The following is an 18,373-nucleotide window of genomic DNA, read 5'->3' as shown; positions in this document are numbered from 1 at the left end:
GGGTCGTTCGTGCGGATGGTGACCTTCGAATGCGCCGGATGTCACATCAGAACTTGTCCAAGGACGAGGCTGATCGCCGGCACGAACGTAATCACCGCGAGACAGGCGATGATGACCGCCACGAAGACGAGAAGCGGTCGTAGCATTTCGAGCACTGAGCATCCCGCAACCTGCGCCGCTGCGAAGAGATTGACGCCGAACGGAGGAGTGATCATGCCGAGGGCAAGGTTCACGACCATGATGATCCCGAAATGCACCTGGTCGATACCTGCCCTCGTGGCCGCCTCGGTCAGGATCGGCGCAAGAACGATGATGCTCGCCCCGGTTTCGATGAACATGCCCGTAACGAACAGCATGGCATTCATCGCAAGCAAAAATGAAACCGGCTCCTGGAACGTGGTCACCAGCCATTCGGCGGCCTGATCGGGAACGCTTTCGCGATTGAGCAGGTAGCCGAGCAAACTGGCCGTCGCGATGATGAACATGATCACGGTCGAGCTGACGACGGTCCGGTGGAACACCTGCGGCAGCAGGGACGGTTTCAGTTCGCGGTGGATGACGATCCCTACAAAAAGCGCATAGACAACCGCGATCACGCTGGCTTCCGTCGGTGTCGTGACACCCCCATAGATTCCGCCAAGCACAATCACCGGCATCAACAGTGCGAAAAAGGCGCGCTTGAAAGTGGATCGCTTGCTGTCACGCCCTTCGCCGTCGCGCTTTCCCCAGCCTCTGATCCGGCACCATACGAGCGCAGTCACGATGAGCCCGGCTGCGATCAGAAGGCCCGGTAATACCCCGGCCAGGAAAAGGTCGGGTATCGAGGTCTGCGTTGCGACACCATAGAGGATCAGGGGAATTGAGGGCGGAATGACGACGCCCAGTTCCGCCGACGCCGCAGTTAGTGCTGCCGCGAAGCCGACCGGGTAGCCAAACCGGACCATGGCCGGGATGAGAACCGCTCCGACCGCGAACGTGGTCGCGACGCTGGAGCCCGATATGGCCGCGAACATCATGCAGGTCACGACGGTGGTGACCGCGAGCCCGCCCTGAACACCGCCGACGCAGGCTCGAGCGAATTCGACGAGGCGCCGGGAAATACCGCCGACCTCCATCAAGCTGCCGGCCAGAATGAAGAAGGGAATGGCGGCGAGAGGAAATTTGTCGAGGGCGACGAAGAGCTGCTGGGGAATGACGATCGCGGGCAGGGATGTAAAGGCGAACAATCCAGCGATCGAGGCCAGGCCGATCGCGACTGCCACTGGAATGGAGAGCGCGAACAGGATCAGCATAATGGTGACGATCGAACCGGTCATAACGGCACCTCTTCCCTGACCGGATTCAAAAATTGAGAGATTGCGCCGACAGCGCCGAAGATCGCACCGACGGGAATGGCGGCGTAGCCCCAAGACATCGAGATCCACAACCCGGCCATTTGCTGGAACTGAACGCGCTGGGTCACCTCGATACCGAACCAGAACATCATTGCGAAAAGTAACAGGCAGGAGACAAGGACCATTGCCTGAAGGCCGCGAAGAACACGTCCCCGACTGACGTCACGCGCCAGATCAATGGCGACCAGAGCGCCTTGCCGCGTCGTTCCCGATAGCCCCAGAAGCACCATCCAGATCAGGGAAAGACGGGTCAGCGCCTCGGACCAAGTGGACGGTGACTCGATGAGGAAGCGGCTCACGACTTGCCAGAACCCTGACGCGACGGCGATCGCTAGGGCGATGCTGGCGGTCGTCATGACCGCCAGCGTCAAGTAGTGATCCGCCTTTTGGAAAGCGGATCGAAGTGTCATTGCGGCTTCCACTCGCGGATGCGCTTGATGAGATCGGCGCCAAACTCTTGGTCGAAACTTGCATTCGCGCTCGACATCGCTTCACGATAGGGGGCGCGATCTTCGATCTCGACGATTTCCATGCCGCGTTCGCGCAGCTTCTCGACGCCGCCCGTCTCATCCTCGCTCACGCGCTTGCGATCAGCGGCTTTCGCGGCGTTTCCAGCTTCCACGAAGATTGCCTTCTGCTCATCGCTGAGGCCATCCCAGAACGCCGGACTGCACAAGAGAATGCCTGGCGAATAGACGTGCCGCGTCATGTAGAGATGGCTCTGCATCTGATCGAGATTATTCGCCAGAATGACCGAGACAGGGTTCTCCTGGCCATCGACCGTTCCTTGCTGAAGGGCGGGTGGTAGTTCGGAGAACGCCATGGGCGTCGGCAACACGCCGGCGGCATTCCAGGCCAGCATGTGAACCTCGTTCTCCATGGTGCGGATCTTCATGCCCTTGAGATCGTCGGGAGAATTGACGGTCTTTGTGCCTGTCGTGAGGTTACGAAACCCGTTTTCCAACCAGGCGACGCCGATCAAGCCATAATTCTTGAACGTGTCGAGCATGTCCTGCCCGATATCGCTATCGAGCACCCCGCGCGCATGGTCGTAACCATCGAACAGGAAGGGGATGTCGAAAACCCGCGTTTCGGGGATGAAGTTACCGAGCGGTCCGGCCGAGGTGAACGAACATTCCTGCGAGCCGAACTGAACGCTTTCGATCGCCTCGCGTTCATTATCGAGGCGCTGGATCACCACATTGAAGTCACCGTCCGCCTTGGACTCGACGACATCCTTGAAGGCTTTGGCCGCCTCGCCGAAGTGGCTATCCTCCGGTGAGGAGTGGGTGATCGTCACCTGAGTCTGGGCAGCTACCGTGGATGCGGCGAGAGCCAGAGCCAGGGATGCCAGCCCCAAGCGTGCTGTCATCTTTCTCGGATCGAATTTCATTTGTTATTCCTCCCATTTTCCAAAGATGTGCGATTGGACCATCCAGTCGCGGCTTGATCTTGCGTGTTGAAGAAGTCATTTCGCTTGGAGTTGCTCAGTTCCGCCGATGGACCGGGCTCACGACGCAGCTCACCCCTTGCGCCTACAACTTCCAGGCATCGAAGTGCCTCGAACGGTGTAATGTAGTCTTTGCTTAGCCGACCTGAGTGCCTGTCTCCGGCAGGAACATTTCAGGAATATCCTGGTAACAGACCGGTCGCAGGAAGCGCCGAATCGCCAGCGTCCCGACGCTGGTCGCGCCGAAGTTCGAAGAGGCCGGCCACGGTCCACCATGCACCATGGCATCCGAAACCTTGACGCCTGTCGGAAAGCCGTTGGCGAGGATGCGTCCAGCCTTTCGCTCTACGAGCGGAAGAAGTTTGCGAACGGTTTCATGATCGTCTTTCGAAAAATGAAGCGTCACCGTCAGCTGCCCTGTGAGCCCACGCGCGATGTCGATCATCTCCTCGATCGAACCGGCGCGTACGATCAGCCCGGTCGGACCGAAGACTTCCTCCGACAGCTGTGGGTTTTCGAGGAAGGTCGCAGCTTTTGTCTCGAAGAGGTATGGCGTTGCTTCGCGACCGGCAGGGTCACTGACGAGGACCTCGCTCACCCCGGCCTGTCGACGAAGCGCGTCGGCACCCTCGCGATATGCGCTTGCGATCCCATCGGTCAGCATGGTCTGCGGTTCCGTATCTTTGAGCTTCGCATGCGCGGCATCGCGAAACGCATCGGCCTCTTCACCGTCCAGCACGATGGCGAGACCCGGGTTCGTGCAGAACTGGCCGACACCCATTGTCAGCGAGCCCGCCCAGCCGGCTCCCAGCTCGGCGGCTTTCTCCGAAAGTACGCCCGGCAACAGGAACATCGGATTGATCGAGCCCATCTCTCCGAAGAAGGGAATGGGCTCCTCGCGCCCGGCGCAGAGATCGTAGAGCGCCTTGCCGCCTCCGAAGGACCCGGTGAAACCGACGGCCTTGATCAAGGGGTGAAGGACCAGTGCCTGCCCGACATCGCGGCTGCCGCCCTGGACTTGATTGAATACGCCCTTCGGCATTCCGGTCGCTTCCGCCGCGGCTGCGATTGCCTCTGCGACGAGTTCACAGGTTCCCGCATGCGCCTGATGCGCCTTGACCACGACGGGGCAGCCGGCAGCCAGCGCCGCCGCCGTATCGCCGCCGGCCGTGGAAAAGGCCAGGGGAAAGTTCGAGGCCCCGAAGACCGCGACCGGCCCGATCGGGCGCTGGATCATACGCAGATCCGGACCTGCGTCGCCGCCAGCCTCGTGGCGGAGATCCAGATAGTCTCCTTTGCGAATGTGGTCGGCGAAGAGCCGGAGCTGATTCGCCGTTCGGGGGAGCTCGACCGAGCGGATGCGGGGTTCGGGAAGCGCCGTCTCCGCCATTGCCATTGCCGTGATCGCGTCGACGCGTGCCTCGATTTCCACGGCGATCCGCTCGAGAAACGCAGCGCGCTCCTCGCGGCCCGTCGCTGCGTAGCGATCGAACGCACCTTCGGCAGCTTTCGCAGCTGCATCGACGAGCTGCGCATCGCCCTTGTGAATGGTGATAGGATCGCCGGTGGCCGGCGCGGTCTCGAAGGTGCCTCCGTTACCCGAAATCCATTCACCGCCGATGAAGTGCTTTCCGTGTGTGCCGGAACTCATAGTCTGCCTCCCTTCGAGCCGTGTGTCCTGCGAGCGTGTCCTGAGTGGCGAGAGGGCGACTTCGGACTTGTCTCGTCAGATAAAAAATATTATTGATCCGATGAAACAGCAAAACATCGGATGTTTCAAGCCCGCTGAGGAGTGAATTCATGAAAGCAGGTGAAACAGACAGGGCGAATGGCGCGGCATCATCGGGACGTGCGGACGCCGCTCTCACGACGCTTGGAAGGCGGATCGCCTCCGGGGCCTATGAAGTCGGCGCGGCTCTTCCGGTGGAGGCTGATCTTGCAAGTGAGCTTGGCGTTAGTCGTTCAACGATCCGCGAAGCCGTGCGCAGCTTGGTCACTCTGGGCATGGTAGAGGTGCGAACCAGAGCCGGAACCCGCGTTCGACCCAAGAGGGCATGGAACATCCTCAATCAGAATGTTCTCTGCTGGATGACGAGCTCCAGTGGCCAAGACAAAGAGCTCCTTCAGGCGATTGACGAGGCGCGGGAGATCTTCGAGCCGCAGGCGGCGGCACTTGCGGCGCAGCGGGCGAGCCGCTCCGATGTCGCGGCAATTTCGCGGGGTTATGAGGGGATGGCCGTGGCGGTAGAAGCAGACGACGCACAGGCGGCGATCCTCGCCGACCGAGAATTCCACCTGGCCATTCTCATGGCGACCGACAACCCGATCTTGATGGCCTTCGACACGGCAATCGACGCTGTGCTCGGCCTTCTTTTCGAGGTCGCTGCCGCCGAGCATTGGGAGGTCTTCCGGGCCAATCTTGAAAACCATCGGCGCGTGCTGGAAGCGATCCGCGACGGGAAGCCGGAGGAGGCATCGGAAGCCATGCGCGACACGATCGGTTTCACGCGAAGAAGTTTGCGAAAACACGTCTTCACTAATTGAGCGCCGACGAGGCTAGCTCTCCAGCCTCTCTGGATATGGCCTTCGGCATGGGCTGGTAGCGATAATCGCAATGCCGATCAGTCGCCGACCGCCTCGACACAACAGAACTACAAAGCACAGGACAGTTTCATGGCCCGCATTTCCTATCTGACGCGCATCGAGTTCGGTGATGGCGAGATCTCCCGCCTCCCGTATCTTCTCAAGGAGCTCGGAGTCGAGCGGCCGCTGATCGCGACGGATAAGGGTTTGGTGAGCACGGGGCTCGTGGCTCGCGTGACCGAAAATCTTGGCGATCACGCCGTTTATGACGGCACTCCCGCCAATCCGACGGAAGCAGCCGCTATCGAGGCTTTCGAAGTCTACAAAGGCAACGATTGTGACGGCATCATCGGGCTCGGTGGGGGCTCACCCATCGATCTGGCGAAGGCGGTGAGAATTCTCACCGGTCATCCGGCGCCCCTCGGCCAGTATGCTGCGGTCAATGGCGGTGTGCAGAAGATCACAGGCGACATCGCACCGATGATCGCGATTCCGACGACCGCTGGAACCGGCTCCGAAGTCGGTCGCGCTGCCGTCATCATCACCGATGAGGGTCGCAAACTCGGGATCATTTCGCCCTATATGCTGCCCGATATTGCGCTCTGCGATCCGGAATTGACCCATGGCCTGCCGGCAAAGCTGACGGCGGCAACCGGCATGGACGCGCTGACCCATTGCCTCGAGACCTACATGGCATCGGCCTATAATCCGCCAGCCGACGGCATTGCGCTTCACGGGCTGGGCCTCGCTCTCAAGTCCCTCGAAAAGGCCGTTTCGGACGGCTCCGACAGAGACGCCCGGCGCGATATGATGGCGGCGGCGCTGGAGGGCGCGATGGCCTTCCAGAAAGGCCTCGGAGCGGTCCACGCCCTTACCCATCCGCTCGGCGCCATCCGCTCGCTCAATCTTCATCATGGGACGCTGAACGCCGTGCTTCTGCCGGAGGTCCTGCGCTTCAACCGCTCCGTGATCGGCGAAAAATGGGACGTGATGGCGCAGCTGATCGGGCAGGCCCCCGATGACTATGTGACGGAACTCAATGCCCGGATCGGCATGCCCTCAGGGCTTGCCGAGATGGGTGTCACCGAAGCCATGATGGAAGAGGTTTCGGAGGCGGCACTCCATGATCACTGCCACCTGACGAACCCCCGCACGGCGACCCGCGAGGAGTATCTGGACATTCTTCGGAAGAGCGCCTGAAGCGGCCATTATCGGAGCGAACCGGAGCGAATTTGACATTTGAGCCCCGTTCGCGCCGAGGTCCATTTCAAGTGTCGAAATCAAAAGATCGATTAGGAACAGCGTTTTAACTCGTGATTCTCTGAAACCGGCATTCGCTTTGAACGTGCTGCTAACGCAAGGCGAATGTCGAAACCGAAGCGCTTGTCGCAAATTGACTTTAGCGGCTCGGCGAGGAGCGATCCGCCGCGCTTCTGCATGAAAGCCTGTCGGTCGCCTACCCGGACCGACGCCAAACTGATGCAAAAGGCGATCGTGAAGCTCGGCGCATTTGCCCGAAACACCGGCATCGAACTGCGCTAGAGCTATGTCCGCGTCTCTAGACGAGCCACGATCATGGTCGGGCGGTGCCGCCATGCCAAGCAGTTCAAGCGCGCCAATCGGGAGCGGACGTTCCGACGCACAAGGCCAGGCGGCGGCTGGTGCGCGACAACCGGCGCAACGCTCAGAGCGCGAAATGCCTGGCGAGTTCATCCATATCGATATCAAGAAGCTTGGCCGCTTCGAGCGCATGGGGCATCGCATCACCGGCGATCAAAATCGGGGCTCTGTTCGATCAGCGTGCGCCGATCCATCATGAGTTTGGTCATCGGGGAACGTCCTTGGTTCGCTTGAGTCTCGCAACTCGAACCTACCGCGGATCCCTCGGTGGCCGCTAAGCGACACTACATTCCGGGACATGACCCTCGTATGAAAGCAAGGGGCGGGGTGTGCTGGTCGATTTCGAGCACTTTGAACCCGTCCGGCACGGGAAAAGATCGCGCATAACGCAAAAAGCCCCCGACGATCGCTCGCCGGGGGCTTTTTCAGGATGCAGCGTCCAGAGACGTCGCTGCGGTTTTTATTCCGCGTCGTCCTTGTTGCCCTTGAGGGCTGCACCGAGAATGTCGCCGAGCGATGCGCCCGAGTCGGACGAACCGAACTGTGCGACGGCTTCCTTCTCTTCGGCGATCTGCAGCGCCTTGATCGACAGACCGACCTTGCGGGCCTTCTTGTCGAACTGGGTAACGCGAGCATCGAAGGTCTGTCCGACCGAGAAACGCTCCGGGCGCTGCTCGTCGCGGTCGCGGGCGAGATCGGAACGGCGGATGAAGGCCGACAGATCGGTGTCCACGATCTTGGCTTCGATGCCGCCATCGGTGACAGCCGTTACTTCGCAGGACACGACCGAACCACGGCGCACGTCGCCAGCTTCGGCAGCCTCGACGAACGGATCGCCGCCAACCTGCTTCATGCCGAGCGAGATACGCTCCTTCTCGACATCGACGTCGAGAACCTGGGCCTTGACGAGATCACCCTTGTTGAACTCTTCGATGACCTGCTCGCCCGGACGGTTCCAGTCGAGGTCGGAAAGGTGGACCATGCCGTCCACATCGCCTTCCAGGCCGATGAAGAGACCGAACTCGGTCTTGTTCTTGACTTCGCCCTCGACGATCGCGCCAACCGGGAACTTCTCTGCGAACGCGTCCCACGGATTCTGAAGCGTCTGCTTCAGGCCGAGCGAGATGCGGCGCTTGTTCGGGTCGACTTCCAGAACCACGACCTCGACCTCCTGAGAGGTGGCGAGGATCTTGCCCGGATGGACGTTCTTCTTCGTCCAAGACATCTCGGAGACGTGGATGAGTCCTTCGATGCCCGGCTCCAGTTCGACGAACGCACCGTAGTCGGTGATGTTCGTGACGCGGCCGGTGACCTTGACGCCCATCGGATACTTGACGCCGATGCCGTCCCACGGATCGGCTTCGAGCTGCTTCATGCCGAGCGAGATGCGGTGGGTGTCCTGGTTGATCCGGATGATCTGGACCTTCACGGTCTGACCGATCTGCAAGATCTCCGTCGGATGGTTCACGCGGCGCCATGCCATGTCGGTGACATGGAGGAGGCCGTCGATGCCGCCGAGATCGACGAATGCACCGTAATCCGTGATGTTCTTGACGATACCGTCGACGACCTGACCCTCTTCGAGATTCTGGACGATCTCGGAGCGCTGCTCGGCGCGGCTCTCTTCAAGAACCGTACGGCGCGAGACAACGATGTTGCCGCGGCGCTTGTCCATCTTCAGGATTTGGAACGGCTGTGGGGTATTCATCAGCGGCGTCACGTCGCGGATCGGACGGATGTCCACCTGCGAACGCGGAAGGAAGGCCACGGCACCATCAAGATCGACCGTGAAGCCGCCCTTGACCTGGTTGAAGATCTGGCCTTCGACCTTCTCGTTTTCGTTGAACTTGGCTTCGAGACGGATCCAGCTCTCCTCGCGGCGAGCCTTGTCGCGCGACAGGACGGCTTCACCGAGAGCGTTCTCGATGCGCTCGACATAAACCTCGACTTCGTCGCCAACCGAAAGGTCGCCGTCGCGGCCCTTGGCGCCGAATTCCTTGAGGGCGACTCGGCCCTCGACCTTCAGACCGACGTCGACGACGGCCATATCCTTCTCGATCGCGACGACGGTTCCCTTGACCACCGTTCCTTCGGCAACGTCCTGCTCATGGAACGAGGCCTCGAGCATCGAGGCGAAATCGTCGCGAGAGGGATTCAGATTTGACATTCGTTCTCCTTGAAGAACCCCTCCGGCCGCTTTGCCGAGCCCTGGAGAGGTTATGCGCCATTGGTCAGCTGAACTGACCCGGTTCGTGTTTCGATGATCCGAAATCGGGTTCCGCCCGCATTCGACGCATCTAAACGCGTCTGAGCGGGCCTGGCGGTGACCGATCGAAATTTCGAGTGAGGTCGATGCCGCCGTCTGGCGCAGGGGAACGCCGGTCCGGACCGTTTTGATCGAAGCTGCCGATCTAGCCGAAAACCTGTTCGTACATGACCGAAAAGGGCGCGCTCCCTTGACGAGAGCCGCCCCACAAACTCCATTCCGCTCTTTAAGATATTTGCGCGTCTATGAGACTGCAAGCTTTACGGAACACGCCGTCTATACTCAATTCACTGGTATCCAGCAAGTGGGCGTCTTCGGCGGGTTTCAGCGGCGAGACGGCGCGGTTGCTGTCCCGGTCGTCCCGCTGACGCACTTCTTCCAGAATGCGCTCATAGACGACCGTTCTACCCTTTGCGTTCAGTTCGTCCGTGCGGCGGCGAGCCCGCACCTCCGCGCTTGCGGTCACGAAGATCTTCACGTCCGCGTCCGGGCAGATCACCGTCCCGATATCGCGCCCGTCGAGCAGGGCGCCATCCGGCCGCGCGGCAAAGCCGCGCTGAAACGCATTAAGGGCCTGGCGGACACCCTGATGGGCCGCGACTCGGGAGGCGAGTTCGCCGGCCTCTCGTCCGCGAAGCGCGGTCTCGTCGATATCGCCGGTGTCGAGATCTTGCGCCACAGGCGTCATCTGATCCGGGTCGTCGAGATCAAGACTGAGTTCCTGCGCCTTTCGGCCCACAGCCCGGTAGAGAAGCCCGGTATCGAGATAGGGAAGGCCGTAATGGATCGCGAGGCGCTTTGCGAGCGTGCCCTTTCCGGCCGCCGCGGGGCCGTCGATTGCGATGACGGGAGGTTTGGGCATGCGATCTATCTTTCGTCGGGATTGGTTTCGGTTTGTCCGGCAGGCTTCGGCAGTTCGATGCGACCTCTGTCATCGAGCACAAGGAGGATCGCCGCGATCATCGCACCCATGAGATAGGGAATCGCGATCATGAAGATGATGAGTTCGAGCTGGCCGAACCAGCGGGCAACGGTCAGAAGGCCGTCGAGAACGCCGTTGCCGGTGTCGAGCGCACTATCGACCGGGCCCCCTGTGAGCTTCGCCGTTTGCCGGTTTGCAGCTTCAGTCTGCCAGATGACGGCGACGATGGCGCAGACCCCGAAGAAAAGCGGCATCGGAAGCAGCGAGAGCAAGCGCCCGCGCAAGGTGGCGTGACTGGCTTTCAGCCCACGCGCGCGCCAGCGTCCATAGATGAAGGACAGCGGGAGAAAAAAGACAAGGACGAAGACGCCGCCGATCATGGCGTTTCTACCGGCCTGGCCCGAACGTCCATTGCAAGCTTTGAAGCGTCGACAGATGCAGGCCTGACATGGAAGTTGAGGGGCTCGCTCACGGCTTGGACGCCCCGTCGGAAATGTCGCCTCCGAATTCGCGCATCATGTCGGGAAATTCGGGAAAGCTCGTCGCGATCATACGGCCGTCGTCGACCGTGACCGGATTTTCGCAGGCAAGACCCAGAACAAGAAAGCTCATCGCGATCCGGTGATCGAGATGGGTGACGACGGTTCCGCCGCCATAGCCTTTGCCATCGGGATCGCCATTGACGATCAGCCAGTCTTCGCCCTCCTCGTGGGAGATATTGTTCGCGGCAAGACCTGCGGCAACGGCGGACAATCGATCGGACTCCTTGACCCGCAGCTCATCGAGACCGCGCATGACCGTTCTGCCTTTTGCGAAGGCGGCGGCGATGGCTAGAACCGGATATTCGTCGATCATCGACGGCGCTCGTTCCGGCGGAACCTCAGTCCCGGTCAGGTTGGAATGGCGAATGCGCAGATCGGCGACATCCTCGCCGCCCTCGCTGCGCGATTGCAGGATTTCGATCGACCCACCCATTTCCCGGAGGGTCTCGATCAGTCCGGTGCGCGTCGGGTTCATCAGGACGTTTTCGATGGTGACATCAGAGCCTGGAACGATGAGACCGGCGACGATCGGGAAGGCGGCAGAGGAGGGATCGCCGGGCACCTGGAAATCCGCGAGGCCCTTCAGATCGCCCTGACCTTCGAGGCGAATATGCCGTGAACCATCCGCTTTTGACTCGACCTCGATCGACGCGCCGAATCCCGCCAGCATTTTCTCGGTGTGATCGCGGGTCATCACGGGCTCGACCACCGTGGTGACGCCCGGCGTGTTGAGACCCGCAAAGAGAACCGCGCTCTTTACCTGCGCCGAGGCCATCGGCACCCGGTATTCGATGGGTGCGGTCGCTTTCGGACCATGAAGCGACAGCGGAAGACGGTCCCTTGACCGCGCGACGACCTGAACGCCCATCTCCCGCAACGGATCGAGAACTCGCCCCATCGGGCGTTTGGAGAGCGAGGCATCCCCGATGAAGGTGGAGCCGAAATTGTAGGCTCCGACCAGTCCCATCGTGAGACGCGCTCCGGTTCCGGCATTGCCGAAATCGAGGGGCTCTTGCGGTTCGAGAAGGCATCCGTTGCCAACGCCATCCACAATGAACGCATCGCCGTCTTTGCGGATCTGCGCGCCCATGGCGACCATCGCGCGGCCGGTCGCAAGAACGTCCTCGCCCTCCAGAAGGCCGCTCACGCGCGTCGTGCCGCTTGCAAGGCCGCCGAACAGGAACGCCCGATGCGAGATCGATTTGTCTCCCGGCACGCGTGAGGTGCCGGTGAGAGGGCGTCCGCCTGCGGCGCGCAGGGGTCGAGGGGTCTGTTTATCGCTCTGCATGCGCGTCTTCTCTTCAGTCGTCTTGCGGAACGCGATCCGCATCGTTCGCCGCGCCTTATTGCCTTCTCAGTCGATGCTTTGACAAGGCGAGGGGCAACACGTAAGGCCAAGTCCGTTTTACGTAGCCCCATGACGTTCAAGATGGATATCGTGGAGCAGCCGCCGCAGATAGGTACGCTGGCTGGCGCGTCGCAGGGTCTGAAACCCTCCGCGCCCTTTCAGCGTACCCGATGAAACGAAGCAGATCGACGACGTCTTCAAACGAGGCAGATATGGCCAAACCCGAACTTGGAACCAAGCGGATCGACCCGGAAACGGGCCGCAAATTTTACGACCTGAACAAGGACCCGATCGTCTCTCCCTATACGGGCAAGAGCTATCCGCTGTCATTCTTCGAGGGCGAGCCCGAGAGCAAGGCCGCTGAACCGGAGGAAGAGGAAGAGGCGGAAGTCGAGACCGAATCCGACGACAAGACCGTTTCGCTGAACGACGTCGAAGACGAGGAAAGCGAAAAGGCGGATACCAAGTCTCCAGACATCGACGAGACCGATGACGAAGACGTCACCGTGGACGACGACGATGACGACGACACGTTCCTTGCCGATGACGACGATGACGACGACGATGTTTCCGACATTCTGGGCGGCGGCCGGGACGACGACGAGGAATCCTGATCGTCGTTCAGGCTGTGGTTTGCGCGGCGGATCACCACCCGCCGCGGCAGCCGAGAATTTTGTTGGGGCGGGAGTGCGGAAAACCGCTTGACCGCTCCTCGCCTCTCGACTACACCGCCGCCATCACGAAGCGACGCTACTCAGGGCGTGGCGCGAAACGCGAGATAATCGCGGCGTGGGGCTATAGCTCAGCTGGGAGAGCGCTACAATGGCATTGTAGAGGTCAGCGGTTCGATCCCGCTTAGCTCCACCATTTTCCTTCCAGTTTTCCGGTCAGACAAAAGATTTCGCACGGCGTTCCCGACACGTTGGGCTTACTTTAATCTCCAGCGACGCAGAAAATCGCTCAGGCCACCTTCTCGGCGAAGGTCCGGTGCGACGGATGCGCCGCTGCCTCCCGATCAGTCTCGCAAGCCCGGCCTTCCGCGCTAATTCGCCGGATTGCAAAAGGAGGCTGGGCGTTGGCGGCAAAAGCGACTCTTTCTAAACAAGACATCGAGATCGTCTTCCAGCGTCTGTCGGAAGAAATGCCCGGGCGCACGAAGACTGCGAAAGGGCCGAAGGATCAGCCGGATCCCTTCCGGTCCGTCGTTTCATGCATTCTCTCGGCTCAAAGCCGCGACACCAACACGAAGACCGCGACGGATCAGCTTTTTGCGCTGGCCCAAACGCCCGATGGCATACTCGCCCTTGATGACGAAGCGATCGCAACGGCGATCAAACCCTGCGGGCTTTACAACAACAAAACCCGATCACTGAAAAAGCTCTGCACGGCGCTTATCGACAAGCATGACCGAAACGTTCCCCAGACGCGCGAAGGCCTGATGAGCCTGCCGGGCGTCGGGCGCAAATGCGCCGATATCGTCATGAGTTTCACATTCGATGCGGACGTGATCGCAGTCGACACCCATGTTCATCGCGTCTCGAACCGAATCGGGCTGACCGACGCCAGGACCGCCGATCAGACAGCCGCTCAGTTGGAAAAGATTGCGCCAGATTGGGCCCTCCACGACGGACATTTCTGGCTAATTCAATTCGGCAAGGCGGTCTGCGTGTCGCGAAAGCCCAAATGCGAAGTTTGTCCCGTCAACGACCTGTGCCTCTATTTCGCCGCAACAGGTGCGAGCTGACCCGATCAGTCTTCGCTGATCGTGCCCAGCAGCGCTTGCGCCCGGGCACGGCCTTTGCGCGCGAACCAATGGACGCAGCAGATGAGGAAACCGTTTTCCACCCAGCCATCGTCGACGGCTCGCAGGAGGTCCTCAACGGGGGTGAGGATTGGATGGATGTCTTCATCTTCTTCCGCCTTGCCCGCATGCGCCTTCATTTCCGAGGGGTCGATGATGGCAAGGAACACGTTGACATGTTCCGTCGTGAGCCCTGGCGTGCTCAGCATCGAGAAGCACCGCTCTATGGCCTTCGCGGTCATCCCGGTTTCTTCGGTGAGTTCCCGTGCAGCGGCCGTTTCGACGTCTTCGCCCGCATCGACGAGACCTGCAGGAAGTTCGATCGCAGCCGCCTTGTTCAGTGCGATCGCTGACCCGATGCGGAACTGGCGGATGACCGCGATCGAATCGGTCTTCGGGTCATAGGGAATGACCACCACGACCTCTCCGGTCTCCAGAAAATCGCGCTGCACGCCCGTCGCGCGTGTTACGCCGTCGAACCTTTCATGCTCGAGGACAGTGCGCGTATACGGCCAGAAGCCATCCGCGATCGGCTCTTTGTGCTTGATCTCGAAGTCGAGCGGCTGATCGGCCAGCTGATCGCGATAGGAGTGCGGGCTCATTGCGAAACGGCTCCTGTATGTCGAGTCTCGATATCGAAGGCTGCGGCCATCAGGGCCTTGGTATAGTCGGTCTGCGGCGCGTCGAAGATCTGGTCTGCCGAGCCGCGTTCAACCACCTCGCCATTGCGCATGACGATGACCTCGTTGGCCAGAGCGCGAACGACCTTCAGGTCGTGACTGATGAATAGATAGGCGAGATTATGCTTTTCCTGCAGATCCCGCAGCAGGTCGACGACCTGCGCCTGAACGCTCATATCGAGGGCGCTGGTCGGCTCGTCCAGCATCACGAAGCGCGGATTGAGCACCATGGCACGGGCGATCGCGATGCGCTGGCGCTGGCCGCCCGAGAATTCGTGAGGGAAGCGGAAGCGGGTCGCCGGGTCGAGCCCGGTCTCTTTCAGGGCCTGAACCACGCGCTCGTCCCGCTCATCTCTCGAAAGCTTGGGTTCGTGAATGCGAAGGCCCTCTGAAATGATGTCGGCTACCGGCATGCGCGGCGAGAGCGAGCCGAAGGGATCCTGAAAGACGATCTGGATCTTCTCCCGGAGCGGCTTCATCTCCTTGATCGAAAGCTGGTCTATCCGTTGTCCGTCGAAGACGATCTCGCCTGTGGAGGATATCATCCGCGTGAGCGCCAGTCCGAGGGTCGTCTTGCCCGATCCCGATTCGCCGACCACGCCCACCGTCTGTCCCGCGCGAACGGTCAGATCTATGCCGTCGACGGCCTTCACGTGATCGGTGGTGCGACGAAAGAACCCCGTCTTGATCGGAAACCAGACTTTCACATTCCGGGCTTCCATCACCTTTTCCGCGTTGGCGTTCGCCGCCGGCGGACGTCCTTTCGGCTCGGCAGCCAGCAGATGCCGGGTATAGTCATGCTGCGGGTTCTCGAAGATTTCCCGCGTCTGCCCTTCCTCGACGATCCTGCCCTTCGTCATCACGCATACCCGGTCGGCGATCTTCCGCACGATGCCGAGGTCGTGGGTGATGAACAGCATCGCCATGCCGTTCTCGCGTTGCAACTTGTTCAGGAGCTCGAGAATCTGCGCCTGTACCGTCACGTCGAGCGCAGTCGTCGGCTCGTCCGCAATGAGAAGATCCGGCTCGTTGGCGAGCGCCATCGCGATCATCACACGCTGGCGCTGGCCGCCGGAGAGCTGATGCGGATAGGCGTTCAGCCGCTTTTCGGGATCGCGAATGCCGACCTGATGCAGGAGTTCCAGAGTGCGCTTTCGGGCCGGTTCGTCCCGCATGCCGCGATGGATCCGCAGAACTTCCGTCACCTGCTTCTCGATCGAGTGCAGCGGATTGAGTGAGCTCATCGGCTCCTGGAAGATGACCGAAATCCTGTTGCCGCGCGTCTTGCGCAGGTTCTCGTCCGACGCATTCAACAGGTCCAGACCGTCGAAATGAATGGCGCCGCCGGGATGGCTTGCGGCAGGGTAGGGCAGCAGCTTCAGGATCGACATCGCCGAAACCGATTTGCCCGAGCCCGACTCACCGACCAGCGCGAGAGTCTCGCCGGGTGCGATCGAGAACGAAACGCCGCCGACCGCGATCTGCGTGTTGCCGCCTTGGGTGAAGGCCACCTGCAAGTCCTCGACCGTCAGGATCGGCTTCTCGCTCTTGATCTTCGTTTGCGTCTCGCTCACGGCTGCATGTCCTTGGAAGATTGGGTCGGCTTCAGGCGGGCTGAGCGGAGGTGGGTAATACTGTGTCTGAGTCCGGCGCGTGATCGCTTTGCGGTCGGTGGCTGTGCCCCGCATCGTGCAATGTGTGGTCGGCGCAGTTTTCGTATTCGATCTCCACGGTCGCATGCTCGATCGAAAAACGCTCTTTCAGCTTTGCCTTGATCGCGCGGATGATATTCGGTCCATCGGCGTTTTCTTCGATACAGGCGTGCAGCGTTGCCATCGGGCGCTCCGGCGTCAGCGACCAGATGTGCACGTGATGAACCTCTACCAGGCCGTCCACCGAAGAGACGAGTGCCGTCTTCAGCGCCTTGACGTCGATTTCTTGCGGCGTGCCTTCCAGCAGAACATGCCCCGCATCGCGGACGAGCCTATAGGCCGCAACGAGGATGATGATCGAGACGAGAACCGACAGAATCGGATCGATCGGCATCCAGCCGGTCCAGATGATGATGCCAGCGGCAACGATCGCGGCGACGGAGCCAAGAAGGTCTCCCAGAACATGGAGGACCGCGCCGCGAATATTGAGATTGTCGCGATCAGCGCCGTGGAGAATGAAGAAGACCGCGATATTGACGATTAGGCCGGCGACGGCGACGGCCATCATGGTGTCGCCCAGAATCTCGTCCGGCGACATCAGCCGGACGATCGCCTCGTAAGCGATAAAGCCGGCTATCATGAAAAGAGCGAGCCCGTTGACGAAGGCGACCAGAACCTCGAACCGGTCGTAGCCATAGGTGCGCTTCGCATCGCCTGGTTTCCGGGAGAGGCGAAACGCAAAATAGCCGAGCGTCAGGGCAGCGAAATCGGTCAGCATGTGACCGGCATCGGCGAGGAGGGCGAGTGAGCCGGAGATGAGACCGCCCACCACCTCCACCAGCATGAAAGTGCCGGTCAGGACCGCCGCGATCGCAATCCGCTTTTCATTGGCTCCATGGGCGTGACCCTTGAAGCCGTGCGAATGCGAATGGCCGGAATGGTCATGCCCGTGATCGTGCGAGCCGTGGCCGTGTTTGTGATCGCTCATCAGCCGAAGCTCTTGCGTGGGTCGAAGGCGTCGCGAACCGCTTCACCGATAAAGACCAGCAGCGATAGCATGAGGCTGATCACGATGAAGCCGGAAAAGCCCAGCCACGGAGCCTGAAGATTGTTCTTGCCCTGGGCAAGAAGCTCTCCGAGCGATGGCGAACCGGGCGGAAGACCGAAGCCCAGGAAGTCGAGCGAGGTTAGCGTCGTGATCGAGCCGTTGAGGATGAAGGGAAGGAAGGTCAGCGTCGCGACCATGGCGTTCGGCAGAAGATGCCGCCACATGATCGTCAGATCACCGACACCGAGAGCGCGGGCCGCACTGACATATTCGAAGTTTCGGGCGCGCAGGAATTCGGCACGTACCACCCCGACGAAGGCGACCCATGAGAAGAGGAGCATGATCCCGAGCAAAATCCAGAAGCCCGGAGGCAGGATAGCGGCGATGATCAGCAGGAGATAGAGCACCGGGATCGACGACCAGATTTCGATGAAACGCTGGAAGATCAGGTCCGTCCAGCCGCCGAAATAGCCCTGGACCGCACCGGCCGCGACGCCGATCACCGCTGAAGCTGCAGTCAGGATCAGACCGAACAGCACCGAGATTCGGAATCCGTAGATCAGGCGCGCAACCACATCCCGGCCCTGATCGTCGGTGCCGAGCCAGTTCATGTTGCCGAAGGTGCAGTTCTTGTCGTTTACCCCGTCCGGGTAACGCGAGCACGCTTCCTCCTCGCTCATCGTCCATGCGGGTGGCGAGGGCGCGGGCGAGGGGATTTCGTTGTTGACCGTCTGATAGGAGTACCGGATCGGCGGCCAGATTTCCCAGCCATTGGCGTCGATCTCATCCTGCACGAACGGATCGCGATAGTTGGTCACCGGCAGGAAGCCGCCAAACACCTCTTCCGGATAATCGACGACGATCGGATAGTAGAACTCACCCTTGTAGGAGACGAGGAGAGGTTTGTCGTTGGCGATCAGTTCGGCAAAGCTGGTCAGAATGAAGAGGATCAGGAAGATCCAGAGCGACCAGTATCCGCGTCGGTTCGCCTTGAAGTTCTGCCAGCGTCTCTTGTTGAGCGGGGAGAGCTTCGGCCGCTTCACGAACTCGGATTCCGGCGCCATCTG

General features: G+C 60.7%; 17 protein-coding genes, 1 tRNA gene and 1 pseudogene. 7 read left to right on the top strand and 12 right to left on the bottom strand.

The window, feature by feature from the left end:
• Nucleotides 1-41: 41 nt before the first annotated feature.
• The 4 genes from ABDX79_RS03525 to ABDX79_RS03510 form a co-directional block, all read right to left on the bottom strand.
• Nucleotides 42-1,316, bottom strand: coding sequence for a TRAP transporter large permease (locus tag ABDX79_RS03525; RefSeq protein WP_346218849.1), 1,275 nt, complete (start codon nt 1,314-1,316; stop codon nt 42-44).
• Nucleotides 1,313-1,804 carry a TRAP transporter small permease gene (locus tag ABDX79_RS03520; RefSeq protein WP_346218848.1) on the bottom strand — a complete coding sequence of 164 codons (492 nt, stop codon included), beginning with the start codon at nt 1,802-1,804 and terminating at the stop codon, nt 1,313-1,315. The genes ABDX79_RS03525 and ABDX79_RS03520 overlap by 4 nt, the downstream gene beginning before the upstream one ends.
• Entirely contained in the window at nt 1,801-2,787 is a 987-nt protein-coding gene (gene dctP / locus ABDX79_RS03515; RefSeq protein ID WP_346218847.1) for a TRAP transporter substrate-binding protein DctP, read from the bottom strand. The genes ABDX79_RS03520 and dctP overlap by 4 nt, the downstream gene beginning before the upstream one ends.
• Nucleotides 2,788-2,980: 193 nt before the next feature.
• Nucleotides 2,981-4,495: an aldehyde dehydrogenase (NADP(+)) gene (locus ABDX79_RS03510; protein ID WP_346218846.1), complete on the bottom strand. Its 1,515-nt coding sequence runs from the start codon at nt 4,493-4,495 to the stop codon at nt 2,981-2,983.
• Between the two features lie 149 nt (nt 4,496-4,644).
• Between ABDX79_RS03510 and ABDX79_RS03505 the strand changes: the two genes are divergently transcribed.
• The 4 genes and pseudogenes from ABDX79_RS03505 to ABDX79_RS03490 all read left to right on the top strand — a co-directional run.
• The gene (locus ABDX79_RS03505) at nt 4,645-5,388 is read left to right on the top strand and encodes a FadR/GntR family transcriptional regulator (RefSeq protein WP_346218845.1); all 744 of its coding nucleotides are present in this window, start codon (nt 4,645-4,647) and stop codon (nt 5,386-5,388) included.
• A gap of 129 nt (nt 5,389-5,517) precedes the next feature.
• A complete protein-coding gene (locus ABDX79_RS03500; protein ID WP_346218844.1) occupies nt 5,518-6,627 on the top strand; it encodes an iron-containing alcohol dehydrogenase in 1,110 nt (369 codons plus the stop codon).
• A gap of 165 nt (nt 6,628-6,792) precedes the next feature.
• Nucleotides 6,793-6,969, top strand: coding sequence for a hypothetical protein (locus ABDX79_RS03495; RefSeq protein ID WP_346218843.1), 177 nt, complete (start codon nt 6,793-6,795; stop codon nt 6,967-6,969).
• A 127-nt stretch (nt 6,970-7,096) separates the two neighbouring features.
• Nucleotides 7,097-7,204: pseudogene (locus ABDX79_RS03490) on the top strand (IS481 family transposase); the annotation flags it as partial.
• A 303-nt stretch (nt 7,205-7,507) separates the two neighbouring features.
• Here ABDX79_RS03490 and rpsA read toward each other — a convergent pair.
• From rpsA to aroA, 4 genes are all read right to left on the bottom strand, one after another.
• Nucleotides 7,508-9,214 (bottom strand): 30S ribosomal protein S1, encoded by a 1,707-nt coding sequence (rpsA, locus tag ABDX79_RS03485; protein ID WP_346218842.1) that lies wholly within the window; start codon nt 9,212-9,214, stop codon nt 7,508-7,510.
• A 325-nt stretch (nt 9,215-9,539) separates the two neighbouring features.
• Entirely contained in the window at nt 9,540-10,175 is a 636-nt protein-coding gene (gene cmk / locus ABDX79_RS03480) for a (d)CMP kinase (RefSeq protein WP_346218841.1), read from the bottom strand.
• A 5-nt stretch (nt 10,176-10,180) separates the two neighbouring features.
• A complete protein-coding gene (locus ABDX79_RS03475; RefSeq protein WP_346218840.1) occupies nt 10,181-10,615 on the bottom strand; it encodes a hypothetical protein in 435 nt (144 codons plus the stop codon).
• An 88-nt stretch (nt 10,616-10,703) separates the two neighbouring features.
• A complete protein-coding gene (gene aroA, locus ABDX79_RS03470) occupies nt 10,704-12,065 on the bottom strand; it encodes a 3-phosphoshikimate 1-carboxyvinyltransferase (protein WP_346218839.1) in 1,362 nt (453 codons plus the stop codon).
• A 272-nt stretch (nt 12,066-12,337) separates the two neighbouring features.
• Here aroA and ABDX79_RS03465 point away from each other — a divergent pair, with 272 nt between their 5' ends.
• The 3 genes from ABDX79_RS03465 (at nt 12,338) to ABDX79_RS03455 (ending at nt 13,869) form a co-directional block, all read left to right on the top strand.
• A complete protein-coding gene (locus ABDX79_RS03465; RefSeq protein WP_346218838.1) occupies nt 12,338-12,739 on the top strand; it encodes a TIGR02300 family protein in 402 nt (133 codons plus the stop codon).
• A 177-nt stretch (nt 12,740-12,916) separates the two neighbouring features.
• A tRNA-Ala gene (locus tag ABDX79_RS03460) sits at nt 12,917-12,992 on the top strand.
• Nucleotides 12,993-13,200: 208 nt separating this feature from the next.
• Nucleotides 13,201-13,869 carry an endonuclease III domain-containing protein gene (locus tag ABDX79_RS03455; RefSeq protein ID WP_346218837.1) on the top strand — a complete coding sequence of 223 codons (669 nt, stop codon included), beginning with the start codon at nt 13,201-13,203 and terminating at the stop codon, nt 13,867-13,869.
• 5 nt (nt 13,870-13,874) lie between these two features.
• Here the strand turns inward: ABDX79_RS03455 and ABDX79_RS03450 are convergent, their stop codons facing one another.
• Genes ABDX79_RS03450 through ABDX79_RS03435 form a run of 4 tightly spaced genes read right to left on the bottom strand, consistent with a single transcriptional unit; the run spans nt 13,875 to nt 18,370 of the window.
• Nucleotides 13,875-14,528, bottom strand: coding sequence for an NUDIX hydrolase (locus ABDX79_RS03450; RefSeq protein WP_346218836.1), 654 nt, complete (start codon nt 14,526-14,528; stop codon nt 13,875-13,877).
• Entirely contained in the window at nt 14,525-16,180 is a 1,656-nt protein-coding gene (locus tag ABDX79_RS03445; RefSeq protein WP_346218835.1) for an ABC transporter ATP-binding protein, read from the bottom strand. The genes ABDX79_RS03450 and ABDX79_RS03445 overlap by 4 nt, the downstream gene beginning before the upstream one ends.
• Nucleotides 16,181-16,211: 31 nt before the next feature.
• Entirely contained in the window at nt 16,212-17,246 is a 1,035-nt protein-coding gene (locus ABDX79_RS03440) for a cation diffusion facilitator family transporter (protein WP_346218834.1), read from the bottom strand.
• The gene (locus tag ABDX79_RS03435) at nt 17,246-18,370 is read right to left on the bottom strand and encodes an ABC transporter permease (RefSeq protein WP_346218898.1); all 1,125 of its coding nucleotides are present in this window, start codon (nt 18,368-18,370) and stop codon (nt 17,246-17,248) included. Before ABDX79_RS03435 ends, ABDX79_RS03440 begins: the two co-directional genes overlap by 1 nt.
• Nucleotides 18,371-18,373 lie beyond the last annotated feature (3 nt).

The organism is Fulvimarina fulva (genome assembly GCF_039652615.1).
Lineage (GTDB): Bacteria > Pseudomonadota > Alphaproteobacteria > Rhizobiales > Rhizobiaceae > Fulvimarina.
This window is presented reverse-complemented; position numbering and strand designations above follow the sequence as displayed.

Coding starts and splice junctions, on each gene's coding strand:
- ABDX79_RS03525 (WP_346218849.1), bottom strand. CDS start 1,316: ATGACCGGTTCGATCGTCACCATTATGCTGATCCTGTTCGCGCTCTCC.
- ABDX79_RS03520 (WP_346218848.1), bottom strand. CDS start 1,804: ATGACACTTCGATCCGCTTTCCAAAAGGCGGATCACTACTTGACGCTG.
- dctP (WP_346218847.1), bottom strand. CDS start 2,787: ATGAAATTCGATCCGAGAAAGATGACAGCACGCTTGGGGCTGGCATCC.
- ABDX79_RS03510 (WP_346218846.1), bottom strand. CDS start 4,495: ATGAGTTCCGGCACACACGGAAAGCACTTCATCGGCGGTGAATGGATT.
- ABDX79_RS03505 (WP_346218845.1), top strand. CDS start 4,645: ATGAAAGCAGGTGAAACAGACAGGGCGAATGGCGCGGCATCATCGGGA.
- ABDX79_RS03500 (WP_346218844.1), top strand. CDS start 5,518: ATGGCCCGCATTTCCTATCTGACGCGCATCGAGTTCGGTGATGGCGAG.
- ABDX79_RS03495 (WP_346218843.1), top strand. CDS start 6,793: ATGTCGAAACCGAAGCGCTTGTCGCAAATTGACTTTAGCGGCTCGGCG.
- rpsA (WP_346218842.1), bottom strand. CDS start 9,214: ATGTCAAATCTGAATCCCTCTCGCGACGATTTCGCCTCGATGCTCGAG.
- cmk (WP_346218841.1), bottom strand. CDS start 10,175: ATGCCCAAACCTCCCGTCATCGCAATCGACGGCCCCGCGGCGGCCGGA.
- ABDX79_RS03475 (WP_346218840.1), bottom strand. CDS start 10,615: ATGATCGGCGGCGTCTTCGTCCTTGTCTTTTTTCTCCCGCTGTCCTTC.
- aroA (WP_346218839.1), bottom strand. CDS start 12,065: ATGCAGAGCGATAAACAGACCCCTCGACCCCTGCGCGCCGCAGGCGGA.
- ABDX79_RS03465 (WP_346218838.1), top strand. CDS start 12,338: ATGGCCAAACCCGAACTTGGAACCAAGCGGATCGACCCGGAAACGGGC.
- ABDX79_RS03450 (WP_346218836.1), bottom strand. CDS start 14,528: ATGAGCCCGCACTCCTATCGCGATCAGCTGGCCGATCAGCCGCTCGAC.
- ABDX79_RS03440 (WP_346218834.1), bottom strand. CDS start 17,246: ATGAGCGATCACAAACACGGCCACGGCTCGCACGATCACGGGCATGAC.
- ABDX79_RS03435 (WP_346218898.1), bottom strand. CDS start 18,370: ATGGCGCCGGAATCCGAGTTCGTGAAGCGGCCGAAGCTCTCCCCGCTC.